Source organism: Magnetococcales bacterium (assembly GCA_015231755.1).
Taxonomy (GTDB): Bacteria; Pseudomonadota; Magnetococcia; order Magnetococcales; family Magnetaquicoccaceae; genus Magnetaquiglobus.
Genome location: JADGAZ010000010.1, coordinates 75144 through 99796 on the forward strand (window position 1 = coordinate 75144; position 24653 = coordinate 99796).

Below are 24653 nucleotides of genomic sequence, written 5' to 3' on the forward strand. Positions count from 1 at the left end.
TCCATGCATGGTTCACCCGTTTGTCGAATTCACGTCCAACCCATCCCCACCTTCACCGCGTGACCCCTCAGCCATTCGGCGGCGGACATGCGGCGTTTGCCGGGAATCTGCACCTCGGTGACGATCAACGAGCCTTCCTGACAGGCGATTTCCGGGCCGTCGTCGTGAAGGGCGATGATGGTGCCGGGGGAACCGGAACCGTGTTCCACACGGGCGCGCAGGATTTTGACCGGTTGTCCCTCCAACAGGGCGGTGGCTCCCGGCCAAGGGTTGAGGGCCAGAATATGACGTTGTACCCGTCCGGCCTTTTCCTGAAAGGAGATTTTTTCATCCGCCCGGGTGAGTTTCGGAGCGTGGAGGATGCCCTCATCGGGCTGGGGTCTGGGATGGATGGTGCCCGCTTTCATGCCGGCGATGGTTTGGATCAGCAGACGCGCTCCCAGTTGGGCCAGAGCATCGTGCAGACCGCCTCCGGTCATGGTGGCAGGCAGGGGCAGGGGGGCCATGGAGAGGATGGGGCCGGTATCCAGTCCCTTGTCCATGCGCATGATGGTAATGCCCGAGTCCGCATCTCCGGCCAGCAACGCCCTTTGGATCGGCGCCGCTCCCCGCCAGCGGGGCAACAGCGAAGCGTGTACGTTGATGCATCCTTGCGGAGGCAGGGAAAGCAGGGTTTCCGACAGGATCTGACCATAGGCCGCCACCACGATCAGATCGGGTTGAAGCGCCGCGCAATCGGCGATGGCGGCAGGATCTTTCAATTTTTCCGGCTGAAAGATCGGAATGCCTCGTCCGGCTGCCACCTCCTTGACCGGCGAAGGACGTAGATTCATGCCGCGTCCCGTGGGGCGGTCGGGTTGGGTGAAAATGCCCACCACCGGATCGGTGCTGTCGAGCAGGGCTTGCAGGGAGGGGACCGCGAAATCCGGTGTTCCCATGAAGACGATGCGCCAGCTTTGCATGGGGGGTCACTCCTCGTTTTGTTTTTTCTTTTTGAGTTTTTGCAAGATGATGGAGCGTTTCAGGCGCGAAATGTGGTCGATGAACAAAATGCCGTCCAGGTGGTCGATTTCGTGCTGAAAACAGACCGCCAGCACATCATCCGCGTCGATGATCACCTCCTGGCCGTGTTGATTCAGCCCCTTGACCTGAATCTGGGCCGAACGGGTCACATCGGAAGTGTGTTCCGGGACCGACAGACACCCTTCGTTCCAGACGATTTCTCCGTCCTGACGGATGATTTCCGGATTGGCCAGAAAGATGGGACTGCGTTTGCCATCTTTTTTGGCATATTCCACATCCACCACGATGACCCGTTGGGTGACGCCGACCTGGGTTGCGGCCAGACCGATTCCCTGGGCGTAGTACATGGTTTCGGCCATGTTTTCCATGAGGCGGCGCACGGCGTCGGTGACCGCCGGAACGGGCAGGGCTTTGCGTTTGAGACGGCTGTCGGGGGCGGTGAGTATGGTGAGTCGCGTCATGGTGGATCCGTGAAAAATAGTGTTGCAACTATTGAAAAAAAAGAGGGGTCTGGGGATTCATCCCCAGTAATTTGACTTTATTATTTTTTTAAAAAGTTTTTCAAATTATTTAATTTTAGAGTCAAAACCCTGGGGGATGAATCCCCCAGACCCCCTCTTTTTTTTCAATAGTTTATCCGGTTTGGTCTTTCAAAGGAAGAGTTGGGGATCCACATCGATTTCCAGGCGAATCCGCGTGCCTGCCATTTTTTCGGCCAGGGTCATGACGCCGGGCAGTGCCCGATGCAATCGACCGTCTTGTCGTTCCTTGATCAGCATTTGCCAGCGATACCGGTTGCGCAATTTGAACAGCGGCGCCGGGGCGGGCCCCAGGAATTCCACATCGGCATTCGGAGGCAAGGCGGCTTTGAACATTTGACAAAAAAGATCCCCTTCCGGTTTCATGCTGGCGTTGAATCGCATCATGGCCAGCCGTCGGAAGGGGGGGTAACCGGCCTGGCGTCGGAAGTCCATCTCTTTTTGGATGAAATTCTGATCGTTTCCCAGGGCGGCGGCTATGGCGTAGTGGTTGGGATCCAGGGTTTGGATGATGGCTCGTCCCGCATGGTCTTCCCGTCCGGCCCGTCCGGCCACCTGGGTGAGAATCTGAAAGGTGCGTTCCGAGGCGCGGAAATCGGGTTGGCACAGCGTGGTTTCCGCCTGCACCACTCCCACCAGGGACAACCCGGGAAAGTGATGTCCTTTGGCGGTCATCTGGGTGCCCACGAGAATATCGATGCGGCGGGCGTGGAAGGCTTCCAGGGTCTCTTCCAGGGTGTGGGAGTCGGAAGCCACGGCATCCCGATCCAGTCGGGCGATGGTGGCTTGGGGAAAGAGGGTACGGGTTTCTTCTTCCAGGCGTTGGGTGCCGGGTCCGAAGTGGTAGAGGCTCAATTGGCCGCAGCTTGGGCAGATATCCAGAGGATCCCGGTTGAAATCGCAATAGTGGCACAGCAGACGGGAGCGGTTTTTGTGCAGGGTGAGGGTGACCGAGCAGTGGGGGCATTGGATCGCCTGTCCGCAGCGATAGCAGAGCAGTGACGGAGCGAATCCGCGTCGGTTGAGAAACAGCAGCACCTGTCGTCCCGCTTCCAGGGTTTCGGTCATGGCCTGGCGCAGTCTGGGGGAGATCAGGCCATCTTTTCCCATGAGGCGTCGCAGTTCCGGGTCTCCCAGTTGGACCGCTTCCACTGTGGGAGGCAGGCCACCTCCGGCCCGTTGGGTCAGGCGCAGATGGCCATAGCGGCCTCGTTGGACATTGGCCAGGGATTCCATCGACGGGGTGGCGCTGCCGAGAATCAGCACGGCGGCGCATTTCTGGGCGCGCACGGCGGCCATGTCCCGGGCCTGATAGGGAACGTTGCCTTCTTGTTTGTAGGAAGGGTCATGTTCTTCGTCCACGATCACCAGTCCCAGGTTGGCGAACGGCGCAAACAGGGCGCTGCGGGCGCCAACGGCCACCTGGGCTTCTCCTTTATGGATGCGCCACCACTCTTTGGGGCGTTGGGCGCGGGTCAATCCGGAGTGCAGCACGGCCAGGGTGGTGGGAAAGCGGGCGCGCAGTCGTGTGATCATTTGGGAGGTGAGGGCAATTTCCGGCACCAGCACCAGGGCTTGTCTTCCGGAGGTGAGGCAGCGTTCGATGGCGCGCAGGTAGACTTCGGTTTTGCCGCTACCGGTGATGCCTTCCAGGAGAAACGGTTTGAAGGTATGGCTGTTCAGGGCCTGGCAGAGTTGTTCGACGCATTGGGATTGTTCGTCGGTGAGGGTGGGGGGTGTGATGGGCGGTTGGGGGAGTTCGGTTGGATTGGATTCTTCGGGGATGCGGGTTGTCCAGGTGGTTTCCAGGCGGATGGCTCCGAGTTTTTCGAGGGTATGCAGGTGTTCGATGAGTCCTTTTTTGCCGAAGTGGGTGATCAGGGTTTCTTCGGAGAGGCCATCTTTGCGGTTTTGGATGCGGGTGACCAGGGGGATGAGGGAGGGTGGAATGATTTGTGGATCGGTTTCGGGTTGCCAGATTGCCCGTCGTTTGCGTTGGAAGGTGATTTCGCTGGGCAGGGCCGCCGCCGCCACGGAGCCGATGGAGCACAGGTAATAGCGGGAGAGCCAATTCAGGAGGTGGAGCAGGTCTGCGCCGAGCAGGGGTTGAGTGCCGAGGGTGGCGGCGATTTCCAGGATTTTTCCTTCTTTCCAGACGGCTTCTTGGGTGATTTCCCAGACGATGCCGGTTTGTCGGCTGCGTCCGAGGGGTACCAGCACCAGTGAGCCTGCGGTGACCGGCATGGAGTCCGGGATGGCGTAGGTCAGGAGGGGGCGTTTGGGGATGGGGAGGGCGACCTGGGCAAAGCGCATGGTTTGAAACTATTAAAAAAAAAGAGAGGGTCTGGGAGATTCATCTCCCAGGGTTTTGATTTTGCCTTTAATCTTTTGCCTTTGGCGCGCTTTTCAAAGAAGCTTTTTTCGCGCCTTTTGCGAAAAAAAGCGCAAGCGCGCTGCTTTTGACTTTTTCTTTTTGCCTTTGGCTCGCTTTTCAAAGTGTTGCGAAAATTTTCAAGACCAATCCGGTTCTGATCAGGGCGAGTTCACTCAGGAAGGACGGAGCGCGCGCTGCGCTTTTTTCGCAAAAGGCGCGAAAAAAGCTTTTGTAAAAGCGCGCCAAAGGCAAAAAAGATTGAAAGTCAAAAGATCAAAGTCAAAACCCTGGGGGAAGAATCCCCCAGACCCTCTCTTTTTTTTCAATGGGTTCGATGATTTTTTGGCCGGGAAATCTATTCGCTTCGTTTCAGATATTTACGGATCATCGCCACATGACAGCAACAATGAGCATCATCCACAGGCGGAAGCCCCTCGTTTTCCATGCGACAAAAATCCGTGTGATCGCCGCGCCCGTGAGGGATACAGCGCAACACCTGACGCAAATTCTCCAACTCACCTTCAGCCCGGGCAACCCGACGACGGGCTTCGGCCAGTTCGACCTCCGGATCCAGAATCACCTCACCCCACCGCCCGCACCAAAGCCTGACAGACCAAATCCTGCTGCTCGGCAGTCAGATAAGGATGCATGGGTAACGAAATCACTTCGCTCGCCGCCTGCGTCGCGTTGGGAAACTCTCCCCTGTCATGACCCAACGCCGCAAATACCGCCTGATGATGCAAAGGAATCGGATAATGCACCGCCGTCGGAATTCCCGCCTGGGCCATCTCCCCCCGTACCCGCTCCCGATCCGCAACCCGTACCGTGTATTGAGCAAAAACACTCAGATTTTCCGTGCGAATCTCCGGAATGCGCACCTTGCCACTCAAACGCTCGGCATAACGGGCCGCCACTTCCTGACGCGCCTGAATTTCCCCTTCAAAAAATGGCAATTTGGCCAACAAAATCGCAGCCTGCAAGGTGTCCAAACGCCCGTTGATGCCCAAAAGCGCATGACGATACTGGGCGATTTGACCGTGTTCCCGAATCACCTTGATCTTTTGAGCCAACTCTTCATCTTCGGTGAACGCCATCCCCCCATCCCCGTACCCCCCCAACGGCTTGGCCGGGAAAAATGAAGTGGCCGCCGCCGTGGTCATGCCACAAGAACGCCGCCCCTTGTTGGCCGCTCCAAAAGATTGACAGGCATCCTCCAAAACCCAAAGCCCATGGGCCTTGGCGATATCGTTGATGGCATCCAGATCCGCACATTGCCCAAAAATGCTCACCGGCATGATGGCGCGAGTCCGGGGCGTGATGGCCGCGGCAATCAAACCCGGATCGATGTTGAGGGTGTCCGGCTCCACATCCACAAAAACCGGTTTGGCCCCGGTCAGGGCAATGGTCTCGGCTGTGGCGATGAAGGTGAAAGGCGTGGTGATCACCTCGTCACCCGGCCCAATCCCCCAGGCCATCAGAATGGCCAACAACGCATCGGTACCCGATGAAAGCCCCACCGCATGCCCACATCCGACAAATTCCGCCAACGCCCCTTCCAGCTCCTTGACCTGGGGACCGTTGATGTAACGGGAGGTGTCCAGCACCTCCTGGATGGCCCGGTTGACCGGATCGCGCATGAGACGGTACTGGGATTGCAGATCGATGAATTCCATGACATTTGACACTGGTGTGGTCCCCTCAGATGAACAGGATTTCGTGTTCCATCAATTGATGGATGGTTTCCCGTGGCCGCACCACGGCGAAGCGGTCCTGACACACCATCACCTCGGCGGCGCGGGGTCGGGTATTGTAGTTGCTGCTCATGGAGAAGCCATAAGCCCCGGCGGAACGAACTGCCAGCAGCTCTCCGGCATGAAACTCCGGCAGCATGCGATCCTTGGCCAAAAAATCACCGGATTCACAAATCGGACCCACCACGTCGGCCAGAATTTCTTCCCGGTCGAAACGACGCACCACCGGCAAAATGGTGTGATGGGCGTCGTAAAGCGCAGGACGTAGCAGATCGTTCATGCCCGCATCGGTGATGATGAAGCGTTTTTCTTCCCCTTCTTTGACGTACTCCACCCCCGCCACCAGCACCCCCGCATTGCCCACGATCACCCGACCCGGTTCCAGGATCAAGGTGATCTCCAGACCGTTCAACTCCTGGAGCAGGGCCGCGGCGTAACGCTCCGGATGCGGGGGAATCTGCTGGGCGTCATACGGAATGCCTAGACCCCCGCCTAAATCCAGATAACGCAACGGGATTCCGGCGCGACGCAGCTCGATCAACAGTTGCTTGACCCGCTTGAGGGCATCGACAAAAGGCTCCAGAGTGGTCAACTGCGAGCCGATGTGACAATCCAATCCCACCGGAGTGACATGTTCGAGACTGGCAGCCAGCCGGTAAAGCTCCATGGCCTGGGGATGGGGAATGCCGAACTTGTTGCGCCGCAATCCGGTGGAAATGTAAGGATGCGTCGCCGGATCCACATCCGGGTTGATGCGCAAGGCGATGGGGGCCTTTTTGCCCATGCGTCCGGCCAGGGTGTTGATGCGCAACAACTCCCCGTGACTTTCCACGTTGAACAGCAGGATGTCATGTTCCAAGGCGGCCTGGATCTCGGCGCCGCTTTTGCCCACGCCGGAAAAAACCACCCGACTCCCGGGACATCCCACCCGCTTGACCCGTTCCAACTCCCCCCCGGAAACGATGTCGAATCCCGAACCGCGTCTGGCCAGGATGTCGAGGATCGCCAGGGAACTGTTGGCCTTCACCGAATAACAGATCAGATGGTCCACCGCGGCGAAGGCATGGCTGAAGACATCGAAATGACGCTCCAAAGTGCCCTGGGAGTAACAGTAGAAGGGAGTTCCGACGCTGGCGGCGATCTGGTCGAGGGGAACCTGTTCGCAGTGCAGGCGGTTGTCCAGGTAGCGGAAATAGTCCATGATCCGATTCGATTTCTTCAGGGGGCGAGACGTTGGGTGGTTTGACCTTTTTCATCCTTGCCAGGCAGATAAAGCTCTCCTTTGTGGCCACAGCCCGCGATCAGCAGGCCAAGTGCCGCCACCAAAGCAGGTAGGATCGCGTGTGTTTGGAACCGTTTCATCCCGATGATCTCCTGTTGGGCATGGATTTTTTTCATTGTGCCATGGTTTCGTTACAGATTTCAACGGTACCCGGGAAATTCCTTTCCGAAATGGGTTCCAGCTTTAAGGCCAAAAAAAAACGGTGGACCATTTGGTGAAGGTCCACCGTTTTTCAAGCATCAACCGGGGGAGAATTACTTCACGCCCAGGAATTCAAACAGGTCGGCCCGCTCGGTGGCGTCCTTGAGACCGGGGAAGGTCATTTTGGTCTTGGCGAACATCGCTTTGGGATTTTCGATGAACTTGTTCAGGTTGGCGGCATCCCAGCTCACACCGGTGAAGCCGTCGGAATACTTGAAGCCCTCCTGGGTGCCGGCGGCACGGCCAGCCAGACCGGAGAGGTTGGGACCGATCTTCTTTTCGCCGGGCTTGTTGGAGTGGCAGACAGCGCAGTTCTTTTTGAAGACGGCCTCGCCTTTGGCCACATCGGCAGAGGCGGAATTGGCAGCCATGAGAGCGACGATACCCAGGCTGGCGACGAGGAGTTGGTGTTTCATGTGTTTTACCTTTAGTTTTGGGGTGATTTTTGGTCTGTTCGTGTTTGCTTGTTGCTTAAAAAAAATTGATCCCATCATTTGGAGCGTGGGGATCTTAGTCCCGCCCGGTCAGGGAGTCAAGGTTTAAATACAGGGACTTGCCGGCTCCCGTCACGAAACGGACACACCATTGATCCGGGTCAATTTCCACTGTTTTTCACGGGTCGTGTCAGCTTCCCGGCGGGGATTTGGTCGGGGTCTTGGCGGATTCGGAACTGCCATCCAGCCGTTTCCGGGCGGTCTCGATGGCGGTGCGCACCGTGGAAAAGGCGGTTCCACCGGCGACCTTGCGGGCATTGACCGAAGCGGTCACCGCCAGCACCTCCACCACCTCCGGACCGATGCGGGGATCCGCCGATTGCATTTCGGCCAAGGAGAGCTGTTCCAGGGTGCGACCGCTCTCCACGCACAGGCGTACCAGCCGACCCGAAACCTCGTGGGCCTTGCGGAACGGAATCCCCTGACGGGCCAGATAGTCCGCCAGATCCGTGGCCGTGGTGAACCCCACCTTGGCGGCGGAAGCCATGGCGGACCGATGGATGCGGATTTCCGCCAGCATGCCCGCGAACACCTTCAGACAGCCCCGCACGGTCTCGATGATGTCGAAGATCGCCTCTTTGTCTTCTTGCATGTCCCGGTTGTAGGAGAGGGGCAGACCCTTCATCAAGGTGAGCAGACCCATCAGATGTCCCGTGACCCGACCGCTTTTGCCCCGCACCAGTTCCGGGGCGTCGGGATTTTTCTTCTGGGGCATGATGCTCGAACCCGTGGCGAAGGCGTCCGAAAGCTCCACGAAGCCGAACGCCTGGGAAGACCACAGAATCAACTCTTCGGAAAAACGCGACAGATGGGTCATGACCAGCGCGCAGGCCGCCGCGGTCTCGATGACGAAATCCCGATCCGAAACCGCGTCCAGGGAGTTGCGACAGATGCCGTCGAAGTTCAACTCCTTGGCCACCCACTCCCGGTCGATGGGGTAGGGGGTTCCCGCCAGGGCCGCGGCCCCCAGGGGAAGTTGATTGATCCGCTTGCGCGCCTCGGCGAACCGTTGCCGATCCCGGTCGAGCATCTCGAAGTAGGCCATGAGATGGTGACCGAAGGTGATGGGCTGGGCGTTTTGCAGATGGGTGAAACCCGGCATGATGGTTTCGATGTGGGCTTCCGCCAGGGTCAGCAGGATGCGCTGCAAGGTGAGAATGGCATCCCGGATGGCATCCACCTCCTCCCGCAGCCACAGACGCAGATCCGTGGCCACCTGATCGTTGCGGGAACGGGCGGTGTGCAGTTTGCCCGCTACCGGCCCCACCAGCTCCCTCAGACGGTTTTCCACATGCATGTGGATGTCTTCCTGGTCGTCCCGGAAGGGCAGACGTCCCTCTTCGATCTCCACCTTGACCCGCGCCAGACCACTGACGATCAGGTCGGCTTCGGCCTCGGCGATGATCCCCTGACGCGCCAGCATGCGGCAGTGGGCCATGGATCCCTGGATGTCCTGTCGATACAGCCGCGAATCGTAGTGAATCGAGGCGGAAAAGGACTCCATGAAGGCATCGGTGGGCTGGGAGAATCGTCCGCCCCAGGGTTTGTTGGGTTTGCTCATGGATGGTTCTGGCGCACCATGGCGGCGATGCGCATCCTCAAGGCGTTGAGTTTGATGAATCCGGTGGCGTCGGTCTGGTCGTAGGCCCCGTGATCCTCCTCGAAAGTGACAATGGCCGGGTCGAACAACGACAACTCCGAACGCCGTCCCGTGACCGTGACATTGCCCTTGTACAGTTTCAATCGCACCACACCCGTGACATAGGTCTGGGAGGCGTCAATCAGAGCCTGGAGCATCAGCCGTTCCGGGGAGAACCAGTAGCCGTTGTACACCAAAGAGGCGTAACGGGGCATCAGTTCATCCTTGAGATGGGCCGCTTCCCGGTCCAGGGTCAAAGACTCGATGGCCCGATGGGCCACCCCCAGAATGGTTCCTCCCGGGGTTTCGTACACGCCACGGGATTTCATGCCCACATAGCGGTTTTCCACCAGATCCACCCGACCGATGCCATTGGCGCCTCCCAAGGCGTTCAGACGGGTCAGCAGCGCAGCCGGAGAGAGACGTTCCCCGTCGATGGCCACCGGATCCCCTTTTTCAAAGGAGATTTCCACATAGGTGGGTTTGTCCGGCGCCCGTTCCGGGGAGACGGACAGAATGAACATCTCCTCTTCCGGCTCGCTCCAGGGATCTTCCAGGGCCTTGCCCTCGAAGGACAGATGCAACAGATTGCGATCCATGGAGTAGGGCACCTCGCCGCGCTTGTCGCGGGAGACCGGAATGCCATGGGCGTCGGCATAGGCCAGCAGTTTTTCCCGGGAGGTCAGATCCCACTCCCGCCAGGGGGCGATCACCCGAATGTCGGGACGCAGGGCGTGATAGGCCAGCTCGAAGCGCACCTGGTCGTTGCCCTTGCCCGTGGCGCCATGGGCCACGGCGTCGGCGCCACTCTGGGTGGCGATTTCGATCTGACGCTTGGCGATGAGCGGACGGGCGATGGAGGTGCCCAGATGATAGACCCCTTCATACAGGGCGTTGGCCCGGTACATGGGAAAGACGAAATCCCGGACGAACTCCTCTTTCAGATCCTCGATGAAGACCTCCCGGACCCCCAGGGCATGGGCCTTTTGACGGGCCGGCTCCAGCTCTTCGCCCTGTCCCAGGTCGGCGCAGAAGGCGACAATTTCACACTCGTAATGCTCTTGCAGCCATTTGAGGATGATGGAGGTGTCCAGCCCACCGGAGTAGGCCAGGACCGCTTTCTTGACGGGTTTGGACATGAATCGATTCCCTTGTGATGCCGTTGAATGTCAGATCGCCACGCCCATCAGCCATTCGAGAATGGCTTTTTGGACATGCAGACGGTTTTCCGCCTCGTCCCAGACCACCGACTGGGGACCGTCGAGCACTTCGTCCGTGACCTCCTCGCCCCGGTGGGCGGGCAGGCAGTGCATGAACAAAGCTTCGGGCCGGGCCGCGTACATCAGAGCCTGATCCACGCAATAGTCGGCGAAGGCGCGCTGGCGGCGCAGTTGTTCGGACTCCTGACCCATGGAGGTCCAGGTGTCGGTGCAGATCAGGTCGGCGTCGATGGCGGCGTCGATCGGGGCGCGTACCACCTGGATGGAGCCGCCGGTGGTGATGGCCTCCTGCTGGGCACGGGCCAGCAGGGCGTCGTTTGGCTCGTAGTGGATCGGGCAGGCCAAAACCAGATGGAAACCCAGTTTGGCCGCCGCCTGGATCCAGGAGTTGGCCATGTTGTTGCCGTCGCCGATCCAGGCCACTCTTTTGCCGTCCAGTGGCCCCCGGTGCTCTTCGAAGGTGAACAGATCCGCCAGCACCTGACAGGGATGAAAATCGTCGGACAGGCCGTTGATCACCGGCACCGTGGCGTATTGGGCCATGGTGGTAACCTTGTCGTGACCGAAGGTGCGCACCATGATGCCGTCCACATACCGCGACAGCACCCGGGCCGAGTCCGAAAGGGTCTCCCCCCGTCCCAGTTGGATCTCCTGGCTGGAAAGGAACAGCGCCTGTCCCCCCAACTGGAACATGCCGGTCTCGAAGGAGACCCGGGTGCGGGTGGAGGGTTTTTCAAAGATCATCCCCAGGGTGCGGCCCTGGAGGGTGGGTTCGTTCCGACCCGCGTTGCGCGCCTTTTTCAGCAGGGCGGTGCGTTGGAACAGACGACGGATCTCCTGGGCGGAGAGGTCGTCGAAGGTGAGCAGATCCCGTTTGGTGGAGTGTGTGGTGGTCATTGTGTTGCCGTCAAAAAAGGTCGCTCATCACGCCGTCGAGAATGGCCACGCCCTGATCGATCTCCTCTGGGGAGATGGTCAGGGGAGGCAACATGCGCAAGGTGGTGCCCATCTGGGAACTGAGGAGCAGACCCCGGTTCAGACACAGACCCGCGACCTCCTCGGTGGCACCGTTGAGTTCCACGGCGGCCATCAGGCCCCGACCACGGGTGGTCTTGACCATGGTATGGTTGGCGGCCATCTCCCGCAGCCGTTGATGCAGATGGTCGCCCAGGGCGGTGACGTTGGCCAGGATACCATCGTCCAGCAGGGTTTCCAGGGTGGCGAGGGCGGCGGCGCAGGCCAGCGGATTGCCCCCGAAGGTGGAGGCGTGGGTGCCGGGCGTGAAGGAGGCGGCCACCTTGGCCGAGGCCAGACAGGCTCCCATGGGCACCCCGGAGGCCAATCCCTTGGCCACGGTGATGATGTCCGGAATGGCCTGGCTCCATTGATGGCCCCAGAACTTGCCGGTACGGCCCATGCCGGTCTGGACTTCATCCAGGATCAGCAGCAGTCCATGCCGGTCGGCGATGGCCCGCAGGGCCTCCAGATAGCCGTCATCCGGCAGGCGCACGCCGGATTCCCCCTGGATCGGCTCCACGAAGATGCCGGCGGTATAAGGACTGATGGCCTTTTCCACGGCGCCGGGATCGTTGAAGGGCACATAACGGAAGCCGGGCATGAGGGGTTCAAAGCCCCGTTGGACTTTTTCCTGGGCCGTGGCCGACAGGGTGGCCAGGGTACGACCGTGGAAGCCGTTGATGGCGGTGATGATCTCGAAGCGTCCCGGATGGCCGTGATCCCGCATGTATTTGCGGGTCAGCTTGATGGCCGCCTCGTTGGCTTCGGCGCCGCTGTTGCAAAAGAAGGCTTGATCGGCAAAACAGGTATCGGTCAGACGACGGGCCAGTTTTTCCTGCAACGGGATCCGGTAAAGGTTCGAGGTGTGGATGAGTTCCCCGGCCTGTTTGGCGATGGCCGCGGTCACCTTGGGCGGGCAGTGGCCCAGATTGTTCACCCCGATGCCGGACAGAAAGTCGAGATATTCCCGGCCTTCGGTGTCCCAGAGCCGTGTTCCGGCGCCCCGGACAAAGCCCACGGGATTCCGTCCATAGGTGGACATGATGCACTGGATGTCGTTCATGATGCCTCCGTACTGATTTGAAACGTTTTTTATAGCGGTTAGCGGCAGATCCCGCAACGGTTCATCATGCACGGCGAGGCGATTTTGTCAATTCGGAGGGAAATCAAGGATCGCATGTCCCCCGGAAGGGGTGGAAAGCCCAAGGAATCAGACTTTTCACCTCTTCCGGGATGCGGATTGCCGAGGCGGGGATCAGATGAAGAGGGTAATGTCCGCTTCCTGGGCCACTTCAAAGAAGCGGGCGGCTCCGGCATATTCCAGGCCGTCCATCAGTTCTTCGTGTTTGAAGTCGAACAGATCGACAGTCATTTGACAGGCGATCATCTTGACTTCAGACTCGATGGCCATATCCATCAATTCGTCGATGGAGGCCACCCCTTTGCTGACCATTTTTTGTTTCATCATGATGGTGGCCATGCTTTCCATGCCGGGCAGGGCTTGCACCAGCACGGGCATGGGAATCGGCATCGGCATGGCCGGATTGCCGAGGGGCGAAATTTTCAGGCTGCGGTTTTTTTTCAGAACCTGCAAGCCGTAAAAGGTCCAGAAGATGGTGACTTCGTAATCCAGCGCCGCCGCCGTGGTGGCCAGAATCAGCGGAGGATAGGCGAAGTCCAGAGTGCCTTTGGTGGCGATGATCGCCAGTTTTTTCTGCGCCATGGTGAGGGTTCTCCTTGCCCGGTCAGGGCTTGCGGATTTCGTAGTAGAAGACGCCGCCCGCTTCCGAGGCCTTGATCAGCTCGTTTCCGGTCTGGGTGCAAAACGATTCAAAATCCTTGGCAGAGCCTGGATCCGTGGCCTCGATGGCGAGGACTTGTCCGGATGCCATCTCTTTGAGGGCCTTTTTGGCGCGCAGGATGGGCAGTGGGCAGTTCAGCCCTTTGGCGTCGAGGGTCGTGTCAGCCATGATGTGTTTCCTCCGGGTTGGATGTCGCTGGTGCGATGTGAAAAGGCAATTATTAGAAAAACAGCAAACTCTGTAATAGTGAATCGCATCCGCTCGGGTTGCAAATTTTTTTTCTCTGGATTTACGGTAAAACTGGCACGCGCCATGAAACCGTACCCAGTGTCATCCCTCCTGCTTTTGACGGATTGCCATGGAATACCCTTTGCCCACTGTTTTTTTGGTTTTGATTGGTCTGGTGATGCTCTTCTGGACGCTGCTCAGGCTGCGGGTCATGCGGGAATCGACCATCAAGGATGAATTGCCCGCCGACAAGCTCACCGTGCTGTTGGGGTTGTTTTATGTTTTGAGCCGTGCCTGTCTCAACTACTACCGGGACCGCAACGCCTATCCCCCCGTGGTGGTCGGTGCCCCGGAAGGGTTGACGGAGTTGGGATATCTGAAAGGGGAGCGCATGGCCGAACTGACCGGCTCCTTGAAACTGTTTTCCATCGTGGTCACGGACAAGGCGGGCTGCGGAATTTGTCTGGCCCACATCAAGGCTTCGGTGGCCATGGAGATGGTCCGTCGGGTGGCCGAGACCAATACCACCATCCAGTTCCAGGACTATCGGGGCGGGCAGTATAAACCCTTGACCAGTACCGGCGATACGTTGGTCAACCTGACTTTGCCTCTGCCGGTGCGACCCGTGGGTTCCAAGGCGCCCTCACCCATACCCGACGACTCTTCCGTCGCCGCCACCCTGTCGTCCTCCAGAGACGACGACTAGGGGGGACTGGCGACCCGAAAAGCGACGGAATGGATTTCTTGTTTCCTGGGAATCAATGGGCGGGACGGGCATCCTGGGATTTCTTGCGGATGGCTTTTTCGATCTGTCGGGCGGTTTCCCCATCCGAAGGTGCGTCCTGCCAGTTTCCCTCTCCACGGAGATTTTGCTTGAGCACCACCACTTTCACATCCCCATAGGGCGCTTGGCCGGAAAGACGGATGTTCACCCGGTAACGGGTTTTGGCGTCGTTGGGATCGATCTTCCAATCCGTGGAGATGAATCCCCCTTCCCGGTTGGCCACCTGCACCGGCAGTTCCATCACCACGTCCATGGCTCCGGCGTACAGCTTGTTCAGCCGGACCTGCTCCTGGGTCAACTTGCTGCCCCCCCCGCTGTTGCTGCCGATATTCAGAATGCTCTCCTGACCGAGCAGTTCCGAGGAGCTGTTGTCCCCAATGCCCTCCTGTGCGTCTTCCCGGGCCTTTTTCTGGCCAAACTTGGCCAGCTTTTGATCTTCCAGGGTGTTCGGGCTGTTCCAGATCGAACCGGAACATCCGCCGGCCCCAAAGGCCAGCGCGGTCAATGCCACGGCTATCAATTTGATTTTCATGGATGCGTCTTTCCTTAGCGTGCTTTCCGGGGATGAATGCGGATCAAACCGCTCCATTATGAAGCAAAAACCTCCTCCAGGGAATGCATGTCAATGACGTTTTCCATCCAGTTTTCGATGGTGGTCACGTCTGCGGTGTTGACCCGCGCCGTCACCCAGTCCGGAATCGGACCAAATTTGCGGCGCAGCAGTCTGCACAAGCTGTTCAGAGCCTCGTCCCGGCGACCCTGCTTGATGCCCTGCTCGATGCCCTGCTCGATGCCTTGCTCGATGCCTTTCGTGAGTCCCTGCTCAATCCACTGTTTGACCCATTCGTCCACGGTATCGGCCAACATGGCATGTACCTCCTTCAATTCGTTGATCTCTGAAATGGCTTCCGGATGGATGTGGTAGTGCTTGGACAGCCTGGGCGCCAGGATGCGGTTGAGCCAATTGGCAAAGGTGTGACGCAAGGCCTCTTGCTCGGGCTGTTGCAGCCATCCGTCCAGATCCCGGATCACCTGCCGCACGTCCTCCAGTGATTGACTTTTTTCCAGCCGGAACAAGGCCGCCACCACGTTTGGCATGGCGCGCAGATCGTTGTCCTGGTAGTGGTTTTTGTCCACCAGCAGATAGCGGGTATGGGGCCGGTAGGGTTCCAGACCGGGGGGAGACTCCTCGATCAGGTCCGCGACATCCCGCACCGCGTTCCAACGTTGTTTGCCATTGTACAGCACGATGGGAAGCGCGGGGGGAAATTTTTGGCCGGCGGGAATTTTTCCGCAAGCGTGCAGATCCTGGTAGAGCAGTTTCAAATAGAGGTCACAGCGCAGCGCCATGATTTCCACCACTGTGGATTGGGCTTCCAGCAGGAGATAGAGGTACAACCACCGTTCTGGATCTTTCCAGCGGATTTTCCAGATCAGATCGTCGGTCCGTTTGCGGAAGTCGTCGGTGACATGGACCGGATTCACCTTTTCCAGGGTGGAGAAATCCAGTCCCGTGACCCACGTTTCGTGAATGAAGCCGGTGATGAGATCCTCCATCATCCGGGGATGGGAAAAGAGCTTGGCATAGCCGAGATCGTGTTCGTGCATGGCGCCATGACGCATGGAATAAGGATGCACCAAAGAAAAAGGGGAGCGGAATAATCCGCCCCCCTTGGGTCAAGCAGTCCAGCTTTTTGAAGAGAAACTTAGAAGTCCATCTTCACAGAAGCTTGGAGGTAGTGCAGGGTGTCTTCCGTGGTGCCGGCGACCAAGTTGCTGGAGTTGGGGTCAACCCAGCTGCCAGACAGGTCGAGGGTGGTGCCCTCCTGGATCTTGGTCGAGAAGGCCAGCGTTCCGCCCCAGGCACTGTCATATTTGACAAACACGGGACCGACAAGGGTATTGCTGGAGACACGCTCTTCAACAATTTGAGCATAGTCCAGGCTCGGTTTGATGGTCCAAGCGCCGGCATTGATGCTCAGGCCAGCACCGAGGCCCCAGATGTTGGACTGGCTGGTGGCCACGCTGTTGTTGTTGACACCGGTCAGAGCGGACTTCATCAGGTCCACGGAACCCGGTCCACCCATGTCCCAGGTCGGGGACCAGAAGGTCATGTCGCCACCGGGAACAACCGCGGTGAAGTCTTCGCTGCCGTACATGGCATAGGCATTCCATCCACCGAAGCCGGTTTTGCCTTTGGCACGCACACCGAACATGAAGCCATCATTTTCCAACTGGCTGCCGGCGGTAACGTTGTCCATACCGGTTTCATAGATCGCGGTACCGGTCACGTCGATGCCTTGGATGTTGGTACCCAGGGTCAGGGCCAACCAACCGTCGCTGACGTTGTCGCCACCATTCAGCTTGAGGCCGGTACCATTGCCCACAATACCATAGATCGGAGCAGCGCCAGCACCCACAAAACCGCTCTCTTCGTTCATGAAGGCGCCGGTGACTTGATAGTCAACCGTGTTGAACTTGCCCAGAGCGGACAGAACCCACAGGTCCACGTCCTTGTGATTGCCGCCGGCAGGACCCACGGTCATGGTGGGATCGCCTTCGTTCACTTTCACATTGGCACCCACCACGGTCACGCCGCCGAAATTCTTCGACAACAGGATCGAACCATAGGAGGTGACATCATGATTGACCAGGATGCCATCGTTGAGGGCGATCGGCATGCTACCGACTTTCAGGCCCACACCCCAGGCTTCGGTCTCCAACCACATCTGACGGATGACCCATTCCGCTTGAGCATCGGCGGCGGTGACGGTGGAATCGGCGCCGTCAACATGGCTGCTGTCCAGAGCGCGGACGATGGCATGAGCGTGGGACTTGTCGCTGGCTTTCATGTCCAGGTTGAGTTGCAGACGCTGGGCCCAGTAATTGGCGGTCTCTTCGCCGATCGCATCGGAGGGGGTGTTGTCCATGGAAGCGGCGCGGAACTGATAGTAACCACCGATTTTCAGCTCGCCGGCATCAGCAGCTTGGGGAGCGGAGAGGGCAATGGCGGCCAGGGCAGCGGCACCCAACAGGATAGATTTTTTCATTTCTTTTTCTCCAAAGTTCGTTGCTAGTTTTGTCCCCGGCCTACCCGGGAATCTTTCGTTTTTGCTCTTTTGCAACACCCTGTTGCGAAAGTGCCACATCGATCGGATGTATTGGCTTATATCGGAACCATCCATCCACTGTCAAGAAAAAAATCAACATCCCTTCATTTTTGTTCATCTGTCTGGGTTCGCTCGGGTCAAGGTCTTCATTTTTCAGTCCTTGTCCGTTGTTTTCCGTAGACGGGATTCACTATTGCAACAGCGGGGCCAATTTTTCAAACCGGTTGAAAAGCCCCATTTTGCGCCATTTTTGCCACGACAGGTGTGTTGCAATCCGGTCGTGTGCTTCGGATCACACTGTCATGATTTTGCCACAGTGGGGTGGAATCGGGTGTCGGTGTCGGAATTTGCCCATATGGAAACCTTTGCCATCCCTTCCCGATGGCGGGCTGGATGGTGTATAGATTTTGGTATTCCGAAATCTCGGACTCCGATTTCGGAATACCGAAAAAAACACCAAGTCCAGACCGCTGTTGCCATCGTGTCTTCATCCATCTTCGTTTCTTCTATAGAGGGGGGAGCCGTCCGATTCTCATGTCCGCCATACCCGCACGCGACGCACGTGAAGAGATCCTGCTTTCGGCCTCGGAGACCCGGGCCCTGATCCAGCAGATGGCCGATCGCATTCTGCCGGACCTCGCCCGACCGGAAAATCTGGTGGTGGTGGGAATCCGACGGGGTGGGGCGGTGGTGGCCGGGTTGTTGCGGGATCGACTTCAGGCAGCCCTGGGACGTCAGATCCCCATGGGCTTTCTCGACATCACCTTTTATCGGGACGACTTGCGCACCATCGCTCCCAATCCGGTGGTGGGCGCTACGGATTTGACCATGACCATCGATGGCCGACGCATTCTGTTGGTGGACGATGTGCTGTTCACGGGTCGCACCATCCGGGCCGCGCTGAACGCCTTGTTTGATTATGGCCGTCCGGAGTGTGTCGAACTGGCGGTATTGGTGGATCGCGGGGGGCGTCAATTGCCCATTCAGCCCGATTGCGCCGGTCGGGTGATCGAGGCCGGAACCCGGGAGACCATTAAACTGGCGGAGCGGGAAAAAGGCGAGTGGACCGTGGTGTGCCGTCGTCCGGAAGCGTGACGGCTTTGGCGCGAGGGGCGCCGGGTTGGGGTGGGGGAAAGAGGGGCGCGGAAGTTTTCGGGCATTCAACGGGCGCTTGAAGACGGGGCATTGCATGGGAAGTCATTTGTGGAATCGTAAACATCTCCTCGGGATGGCGGACCTCTCCCGGGAGGAGATCCAATCCATTCTCGACGCGGCCGCCTCGTTGCGCGAGGTCAACCGTCGGGAGATCAAGAAAGTCCCCACCTTGCGGGGCAAAACGGTCATCAATCTGTTTTTTGAAAACTCCACCCGCACCCGCACCTCCTTTGAACTGGCGGGCAAGCGCATGTCGGCGGATGTCATCAACATGTCGGTGGCCTCCAGTTCCGTCAAAAAGGGGGAGACCCTCATCGATACCCTGGCCACGTTGCAGGCCATGAATCCCGATGTGGTGGTGATCCGCCATCCCGAATCCGGCGCCCAGGAGTTTCTGGCCCGTCATCTGGATACGGCCATCGTCAATGCCGGGGATGGTCGCCATGAACATCCCACCCAGGCCCTGCTGGATCTGCTGACCATTCACGATCATCTGCCTTTGCTGGATCGTTCCGGATTCGAGGGGCTGGTGGTGGCGGTGTGTGGGGATTCGTTGCACTCCCGGGTGGCCCGTTCCATTGCCTTGGGGTTGCGGGCCATGGGAGGGGAGGTCCGGTTTGTGGGACCCCCGGGACTGATTCCCCCCAAAGCCGAAGAGGCCTTCGGGGCGCGGGTCTATCATGACATGGAGGAGGGGTTGGACGGCGCTCATGTGGTGATGGCCTTGCGGCTGCAACTGGAACGTATGACCGTGGGATTCATTCCGAGCGTGCGTGAATATTTCGCCTTCTGGGGATTGACCCGCGCCCGATTGGCGCGTGCGGCCCCCGGGGCTTTTGTCATGCATCCCGGACCCATCAACCGTGGGGTGGAGATCTCTTCCGAGGTGGCGGATGACCGGGAGCGGTCGGTGATCCTGGAACAGGTGGCCAACGGGTTGGCGGTGCGCATGGCGGTGCTTTATCGGTTGTGTGGCGTGGGAGGCGGGCGATGAGTGGATTTGTGTTGATCCGGGGCGGACGGGTGATCGATCCGGCGAACGGAATGGATGCCACGGGGGATGTGCTGCTGGAAGATGGCATCATTCGCGCCGTGGGTCGGCCCGATGTGCCTAGCGGGGCGAAGGTGCTGGAGGCGGATGGCTTGGTGGTGGCTCCGGGTCTGGTGGATATGCATGTGCATCTGCGGGAGCCGGGTTTCGAGTACAAGGAGACCATCGCCGGAGGCACCCTGGCCGCTGCCGCCGGTGGCGTGACCACGGTGGCCTGCATGCCCAACACCCGGCCGGTCAACGACGATCCGAGCATCACCGGATACATTCTGCAAAAGGCGTTGCTGGAAGGGATCGTCAACGTGGCTCCGATCGGCGCGGTGACCAAGGGGCTGGAAGGGCGGGAATTGACCGAGATGGGCTTGTTGATGCGGGCCGGATGTGTGGCGTTTTCCGATGATGGGCGCCCGGTGGCCGACAGTGGCTTGATGCGGCGGGCGTTGGATTATTCCCGCGCCTTTGGTGCGTTGATCATTCAGCACGCCGAGGAGCCTTCGTTGTCGGCGGGGGGGTGCATGCACGAAGGGGTGGTTTCCAGCCGGTTGGGATTGCCGGGACTGCCTGCGGCGGCGGAATCGGTGATGGTGGATCGGGATATCCGTTTGGTGGAGCTGACCGGGGGTCGTTATCACGTGGCCCATATTTCCGTGGCCGGAGCGGTGGAGGCGGTGGCCCGGGCGCGGGCGCGGGGATTGCCGGTGAGCTGCGAAGTGGCGCCGCATCACTTCTCCTTGACCGACGAAGCGGTGGTCGGTTACGACACCGATGCCAAAATGTCGCCGCCGTTGCGCAGCGTGGAGGATCGCAACGCCCTGCTGGAGGGGTTGGCCCGTGGGGTGATCACGGTGATTGCCACGGATCACGCGCCTCACGATTCGGACAGCAAGCGGGTGGAATTTTGTCACGCCTCCAACGGGGTGGTGGGACTGGAGACGATGTTGCCGGTCAGTCTCGAACTGGTGCGGGACGGGGTGATGACCTGGATGGATTGTCTGCGGGCCATGACCGTGGCTCCGGCCCGGCTGTTGGGGCTGGATCGGGGGCGGGGCACGTTGTCACCCGGTTCGGTGGCGGATCTGGTGCTGTTCGATCCCGAGGCGGTCTGGGTGGTGGATGCGGCCCGGTTGCATGGCACCTCGAAGAATACCTGTTTCCACGGTCGCCGGGTGCGGGGACGGGTGAAAAAGACATTGGTTGCCGGACGGATCGTGTTCGATGACGACCTCTGATCACTGCGCGTTGCGTGGCAAGGCCCATCCGGTAGTGGCTCAGGTGGTATTCAACCGGTCGTTGCCGGGGGATCATGGCCTGTTGCGTTTGCGGGTGGGCAAGCTGGCCAGACAGGTGTTGCCGGGTCATTTCGCGCAATTGATCTGTGATCCCGGTCTGACCCTGCCCAGACCCTTTTCCCTGATGGACGCCGATCCCGCCCAGGGCACGGTGGATATTTTCTATCGGGTGGTGGGGGTGGGCACCGGAATCATGGCCCAGTGGCAGGGGGGGGAGTCGGTGCGGGTTTTGATGCCTCTGGGACGGCCTTTCGCGTGGCCCGAGGCCCGGGTCAATCCTTTGTTGATCGCCGGCGGCGCGGGTTTGGCGCCGGTTCATTTTTTGGCCAAACGGTTGGTGGAACGGGGATATGCCCCGGTGCTGGCCTGGGGAATCGAAACCGAAGCCCCGTTGATGACCATCGATGCCCGGATGGATGGCTTTCCGTTGGATGTGGCGTTCGTGGAGTCACCGGAAGCGTTGGCCGCGTTGGATGCGGTGGGGGTGTCGAGCCGACTGGCTTCGATGGTGGCGACGCCGGGTCGTTTTCATGGGTATGTGACCGATCTGGCGGAGCAGTATCTGTCGCACTCTCCTGAGACTGTGCGCAGTCGGACCGTGTTGTTCGCCTGTGGACCGACGCCGATGTTGCAGGCGGTGCATCGGTTGGCGGAACGTTTTGGGGTGTCGGGTCAGGTGTCGCTGGAAGAGCGCATGGCGTGTGGATTCGGCGTCTGCGCCGCTTGCGTCGCCCCGGTCCGCACGGCGGAGGGCTGGACCTACCGCAAAATCTGCACCGAAGGCCCGGTCTTCCCCATCTCCGATATCTCCTGGGAAAACTATTGAAAAAAAAGAAGGGGTCTGGGGGATTCTTCCCCCAGGACTTTGACTTTATGATTTTAAAAATAATAAATTTAATTTTGAAAGTCAAAACCCTGGGAGATGAATCTCCCAGACCCTCTCTTTTTTTTCAATGGTCTATCCGACTTCGTTTCTGTGGCAGGGGCATTGGCGCATCTGGTTGAGGGATTGCAGGATGCCGCACTCCCGGTTGGTCTGGCGGTGTTCGCACTCCTTTCTCAAAGATTGCAACTGCGCCTTGAGCAGACCCATGGCGGTGATTTGTTCTTCGACGCGGGCGATCTGAATGTCCAACAAGGCGTTGACCCCGGAACAATCCTCCTCCGGACGACAACGGAAATTCAATAATTGCTTGATTTCCGCCAGCTTGATTCCCAACGAGCGACAGTGACGGATGAATTGCAAAGTTTCCAGATCCGCAGCGCCGTAATCCCGATAGCCGGAACTTTCCCGGTTGGGTTTGGCCAGCAGTCCCTCTTTTTCGTAATAACGCACGGTTTCCACATCGCAGCCCACCCGCTTGGCCAGTTCGCCGATACGCATGATTCCCTCCTGGTAAAAAAAGACTTGACCCTGTAGTTGCTACAGGGTGTGCAATGATCACACGGTTTTCCAGAACTTTCCACCGGAGATGATCATGTCCACTCAAGAGGCTTCTTCCTGCTGTGCTTCCGGCTGTTGCGCCGCTGATCCTGTGTCCGAGATATCGCCTGCGCCGCTTCAGACCCTGGAGGGGGAACGGATGGTGTTGCGGGTCTCTCAGTTGTGCTGCCCGACGGAAGGGGAGTTGATCCGCAAAGCCCTGACCGGCATGAGGGGAATTTTGCACATGGATTTTGATTTCATGCGTCGGGAGCTGGTGTTGACCCATCGCGGCGTGGAGCGGGAGACGGTGATTCGGGCGTTGCGCGCTGTGGATATGGAACCGGATCCGATGGCGGAGCGTTCCGACACGGAGCGTTTCCGTTCTCTGCCGGCGCAGCCTGTGGTGTCGTTGCGGGAGTGGGGGGTGACCGCCGTGGCGGGTGTGACTGCCAGCGTGGCGGAAATTTTGGTCTGGAGCGGCGTGGAGGAGACCTCCCCCCTGATTGGTGCGCTGGTGGTGATTTCGATTCTGGTGGGGGGGCGGGAGACCTTGAAACGGGGATGGATCTCATTGCGTCATCTTTCTCTCAACATCAATTTTTTGATGAGTCTCGCGGTGTTGGGCGCCCTGATCATCGGTCAGTGGCCCGAGGCGGCCATGGTGATTTTTTTGTTCGGTCTGGCGGAGCGCATCGAGGCCCTTTCCATGGATCGGGCGCGCAACGCGGTGCGGGAGTTGATGTCTTTGGCGCCGGAAACCGTCTCTGTCCGGAGTGATGACGGGACGTGGGAGAGCGTGAACGCCTCCGAAGTGGCGGTGGGTCGGGTGGCGCGGGTCAAGCCCGGCGAGCGGATCGCCCTGGATGGAGTGGTGGTGTCGGGACGTTCCGGGGTCAATCAGGCGCCCATCACCGGTGAAAGCGTGCCGGTCACCAAGGAAAAAGGCCATCCGGTGTACGCGGGTTCGATCAACGGTTCCGGGGTGTTGGAATACCAGATCACCGCCGATTTCAAGCACTCCACCTTGGCGCGCATCATCGAGACGGTCCAGGAGGCCCAGGCCAAACGGGCGCCCATGCAGCGTTTCGTGGAGCGTTTCGCGCAGTATTACACCCCCGCCGTGGTGATCATCGCCGGATTGATCGCTTTGGTGCCCCCTGTGTTGTTTCATGAACCTTTCTCCGGGTGGTTTTACAAGGCGTTGGTGATGCTGGTGGTGGCGTGTCCCTGCGCGCTGGTGATCTCCACGCCGGTGACGGTGGTGAGCGGTCTGGCCGCCGGGGCGCGGCGGGGCATTCTGATCAAGGGCGGGCTTTATCTGGAGCAGGCCAACGATTTGCGGGCCATCGCCCTGGACAAGACCGGCACCTTGACCCATGGCCGGTTGGAGATGAGCGATTGTGTCGTGCTGGGGGGAGCCAACCGGGATGCGGTGTTGCGGCTGGCCGCCAGTCTGGAGAGTCATTCCGAACATCCGGTGGCTGCGGCCATTCTGGGAGCCTGGGGTCAGGGGCGTCCTTTGCTGCATGTGCGTCATTTCGAGGCGTTGGCCGGGCGGGGAGCGCGGGGAACCATTGGCGGGGAGGTGTATCACATCGGCAATCATCGTTTGTTGGAGGAGCTGGGTTTGTGTCGTCCGGAGGTGGAAGCGATTCTTTTGCCTTGGGAGCAGGACGAAAAGACGGTGGTGGTCTTGGCCTCTTCCCGAGAGCCTTTGGCGGTGATCGGGGTATCCGACCGCATGCGGGAGAGCGCGCCGGAGGCGGTGCGTGCCCTGCGGGAGTTGGGCATCATGGTGACCATGTTGACCGGGGACAATGCCGCCACGGCCCAGGCCATTGCCCGGCATGCGGGAATCGAGGAGGTGCGGGCCGAGTTGCTGCCGGAAGAAAAATTGTCGGCCATCGAGTCGTTGACGGACCGTTATGGTGTGGTGGGCATGGTGGGAGATGGGATCAACGACGCGCCGGCCTTGGCGCGGGCGGCCATCGGCATGGCCATGGGCAGCACCGGGACCGATACCGCCTTGGAAACGGCGGATGTGGCCATCATGAACGACGATCTGCGTAAGATCGCGGAGTTTGTGCGTCTTGGGCGGGCCACCCGGCGCATCCTGTGGGAAAATATTTTGCTGGCCATCGGCATCAAAGGTTTTTTCCTGGTCTTGGCGGGTTTGGGACTGGCCACGTTGTGGATGGCGGTGTTGGCGGATATGGGAGCCAGTCTGTTGGTGATTTTCAATGGGCGGCGTTTGTTGCGATTTTGAGG

24 protein-coding genes are annotated in these 24653 nt (G+C 59.3%); 6 read left to right on the top strand and 18 right to left on the bottom strand.

Features of this window, described 5'->3' with window-relative positions:
- Nucleotides 1-29: 29 nt before the first annotated feature.
- From HQL98_08440 to HQL98_08505, 14 genes are all read right to left on the bottom strand, one after another.
- Nucleotides 30-962: a methionyl-tRNA formyltransferase gene (locus HQL98_08440; protein MBF0272074.1), complete on the bottom strand. Its 933-nt coding sequence runs from the start codon at nucleotides 960-962 to the stop codon at nucleotides 30-32.
- 6 nt (nucleotides 963-968) lie between these two features.
- Complete coding sequence (def, locus tag HQL98_08445) at nucleotides 969-1484, bottom strand: peptide deformylase (GenBank protein ID MBF0272075.1); 516 nt, start codon at nucleotides 1482-1484, stop codon at nucleotides 969-971.
- 189 nt (nucleotides 1485-1673) lie between these two features.
- The gene (gene priA / locus HQL98_08450) at nucleotides 1674-3875 is read right to left on the bottom strand and encodes a primosomal protein N' (GenBank protein MBF0272076.1); all 2202 of its coding nucleotides are present in this window, start codon (nucleotides 3873-3875) and stop codon (nucleotides 1674-1676) included.
- Between the two features lie 416 nt (nucleotides 3876-4291).
- Nucleotides 4292-4516, bottom strand: a complete 225-nt coding sequence (locus HQL98_08455; protein ID MBF0272077.1) for a hypothetical protein — start codon at nucleotides 4514-4516, stop codon at nucleotides 4292-4294.
- Nucleotide 4517: 1 nt separating this feature from the next.
- Nucleotides 4518-5609, bottom strand: coding sequence for a DegT/DnrJ/EryC1/StrS family aminotransferase (locus tag HQL98_08460; protein ID MBF0272078.1), 1092 nt, complete (start codon nucleotides 5607-5609; stop codon nucleotides 4518-4520).
- 25 nt (nucleotides 5610-5634) lie between these two features.
- Nucleotides 5635-6888, bottom strand: a complete 1254-nt coding sequence (gene lysA / locus HQL98_08465; protein ID MBF0272079.1) for a diaminopimelate decarboxylase — start codon at nucleotides 6886-6888, stop codon at nucleotides 5635-5637.
- A gap of 17 nt (nucleotides 6889-6905) precedes the next feature.
- Nucleotides 6906-7049 (bottom strand): lipoprotein, encoded by a 144-nt coding sequence (locus HQL98_08470; GenBank protein MBF0272080.1) that lies wholly within the window; start codon nucleotides 7047-7049, stop codon nucleotides 6906-6908.
- A 174-nt stretch (nucleotides 7050-7223) separates the two neighbouring features.
- The gene (locus HQL98_08475) at nucleotides 7224-7586 is read right to left on the bottom strand and encodes a c-type cytochrome (protein MBF0272081.1); all 363 of its coding nucleotides are present in this window, start codon (nucleotides 7584-7586) and stop codon (nucleotides 7224-7226) included.
- A 208-nt stretch (nucleotides 7587-7794) separates the two neighbouring features.
- Complete coding sequence (argH, locus tag HQL98_08480; protein MBF0272082.1) at nucleotides 7795-9225, bottom strand: argininosuccinate lyase; 1431 nt, start codon at nucleotides 9223-9225, stop codon at nucleotides 7795-7797.
- Entirely contained in the window at nucleotides 9222-10442 is a 1221-nt protein-coding gene (locus HQL98_08485; protein ID MBF0272083.1) for an argininosuccinate synthase, read from the bottom strand. The genes argH and HQL98_08485 overlap by 4 nt, the downstream gene beginning before the upstream one ends.
- A 30-nt stretch (nucleotides 10443-10472) precedes the next feature.
- Nucleotides 10473-11420, bottom strand: a complete 948-nt coding sequence (gene argF / locus HQL98_08490) for an ornithine carbamoyltransferase (protein ID MBF0272084.1) — start codon at nucleotides 11418-11420, stop codon at nucleotides 10473-10475.
- Nucleotides 11421-11430: 10 nt separating this feature from the next.
- Nucleotides 11431-12603, bottom strand: a complete 1173-nt coding sequence (locus tag HQL98_08495) for an aspartate aminotransferase family protein (protein ID MBF0272085.1) — start codon at nucleotides 12601-12603, stop codon at nucleotides 11431-11433.
- Nucleotides 12604-12795: 192 nt separating this feature from the next.
- Nucleotides 12796-13263 (bottom strand): DsrE/DsrF/DrsH-like family protein, encoded by a 468-nt coding sequence (locus HQL98_08500; protein ID MBF0272086.1) that lies wholly within the window; start codon nucleotides 13261-13263, stop codon nucleotides 12796-12798.
- Nucleotides 13264-13285: 22 nt separating this feature from the next.
- A complete protein-coding gene (locus tag HQL98_08505; GenBank protein ID MBF0272087.1) occupies nucleotides 13286-13510 on the bottom strand; it encodes a sulfurtransferase TusA family protein in 225 nt (74 codons plus the stop codon).
- A 190-nt stretch (nucleotides 13511-13700) separates the two neighbouring features.
- Here HQL98_08505 and HQL98_08510 point away from each other — a divergent pair, with 190 nt between their 5' ends.
- Complete coding sequence (locus HQL98_08510) at nucleotides 13701-14276, top strand: hypothetical protein (protein ID MBF0272088.1); 576 nt, start codon at nucleotides 13701-13703, stop codon at nucleotides 14274-14276.
- Between the two features lie 52 nt (nucleotides 14277-14328).
- Here HQL98_08510 and HQL98_08515 read toward each other — a convergent pair whose 3' ends face one another.
- From HQL98_08515 to HQL98_08525, 3 genes are all read right to left on the bottom strand, one after another.
- On the bottom strand, nucleotides 14329-14886 hold the full coding sequence (locus HQL98_08515) for a DUF3576 domain-containing protein (GenBank protein MBF0272089.1): 558 nt from the start codon (nucleotides 14884-14886) through the stop codon (nucleotides 14329-14331).
- A gap of 56 nt (nucleotides 14887-14942) precedes the next feature.
- A complete protein-coding gene (locus HQL98_08520; GenBank protein MBF0272090.1) occupies nucleotides 14943-15962 on the bottom strand; it encodes an Rpn family recombination-promoting nuclease/putative transposase in 1020 nt (339 codons plus the stop codon).
- Nucleotides 15963-16060: 98 nt separating this feature from the next.
- Nucleotides 16061-17404 carry a hypothetical protein gene (locus HQL98_08525; protein MBF0272091.1) on the bottom strand — a complete coding sequence of 448 codons (1344 nt, stop codon included), beginning with the start codon at nucleotides 17402-17404 and terminating at the stop codon, nucleotides 16061-16063.
- 594 nt (nucleotides 17405-17998) lie between these two features.
- Between HQL98_08525 and pyrR the strand changes: the two genes are divergently transcribed.
- From pyrR to HQL98_08545, 4 genes are all read left to right on the top strand, one after another.
- On the top strand, nucleotides 17999-18559 hold the full coding sequence (pyrR, locus tag HQL98_08530; GenBank protein ID MBF0272092.1) for a bifunctional pyr operon transcriptional regulator/uracil phosphoribosyltransferase PyrR: 561 nt from the start codon (nucleotides 17999-18001) through the stop codon (nucleotides 18557-18559).
- Between the two features lie 94 nt (nucleotides 18560-18653).
- Nucleotides 18654-19613: an aspartate carbamoyltransferase catalytic subunit gene (locus HQL98_08535; GenBank protein ID MBF0272093.1), complete on the top strand. Its 960-nt coding sequence runs from the start codon at nucleotides 18654-18656 to the stop codon at nucleotides 19611-19613.
- Nucleotides 19610-20899, top strand: coding sequence for a dihydroorotase (locus tag HQL98_08540; protein MBF0272094.1), 1290 nt, complete (start codon nucleotides 19610-19612; stop codon nucleotides 20897-20899). Before HQL98_08535 ends, HQL98_08540 begins: the two co-directional genes overlap by 4 nt.
- Nucleotides 20886-21785 (top strand): dihydroorotate dehydrogenase electron transfer subunit, encoded by a 900-nt coding sequence (locus tag HQL98_08545; GenBank protein MBF0272095.1) that lies wholly within the window; start codon nucleotides 20886-20888, stop codon nucleotides 21783-21785. The genes HQL98_08540 and HQL98_08545 overlap by 14 nt, the downstream gene beginning before the upstream one ends.
- Nucleotides 21786-21917: 132 nt before the next feature.
- Here the strand turns inward: HQL98_08545 and HQL98_08550 are convergent, their stop codons facing one another.
- Nucleotides 21918-22343 (bottom strand): Cd(II)/Pb(II)-responsive transcriptional regulator, encoded by a 426-nt coding sequence (locus HQL98_08550; GenBank protein MBF0272096.1) that lies wholly within the window; start codon nucleotides 22341-22343, stop codon nucleotides 21918-21920.
- A gap of 94 nt (nucleotides 22344-22437) precedes the next feature.
- Here HQL98_08550 and cadA point away from each other — a divergent pair, with 94 nt between their 5' ends.
- Nucleotides 22438-24651: a cadmium-translocating P-type ATPase gene (gene cadA, locus HQL98_08555; protein MBF0272097.1), complete on the top strand. Its 2214-nt coding sequence runs from the start codon at nucleotides 22438-22440 to the stop codon at nucleotides 24649-24651.
- The last annotated feature ends 2 nt before the right edge of the window (nucleotides 24652-24653 follow it).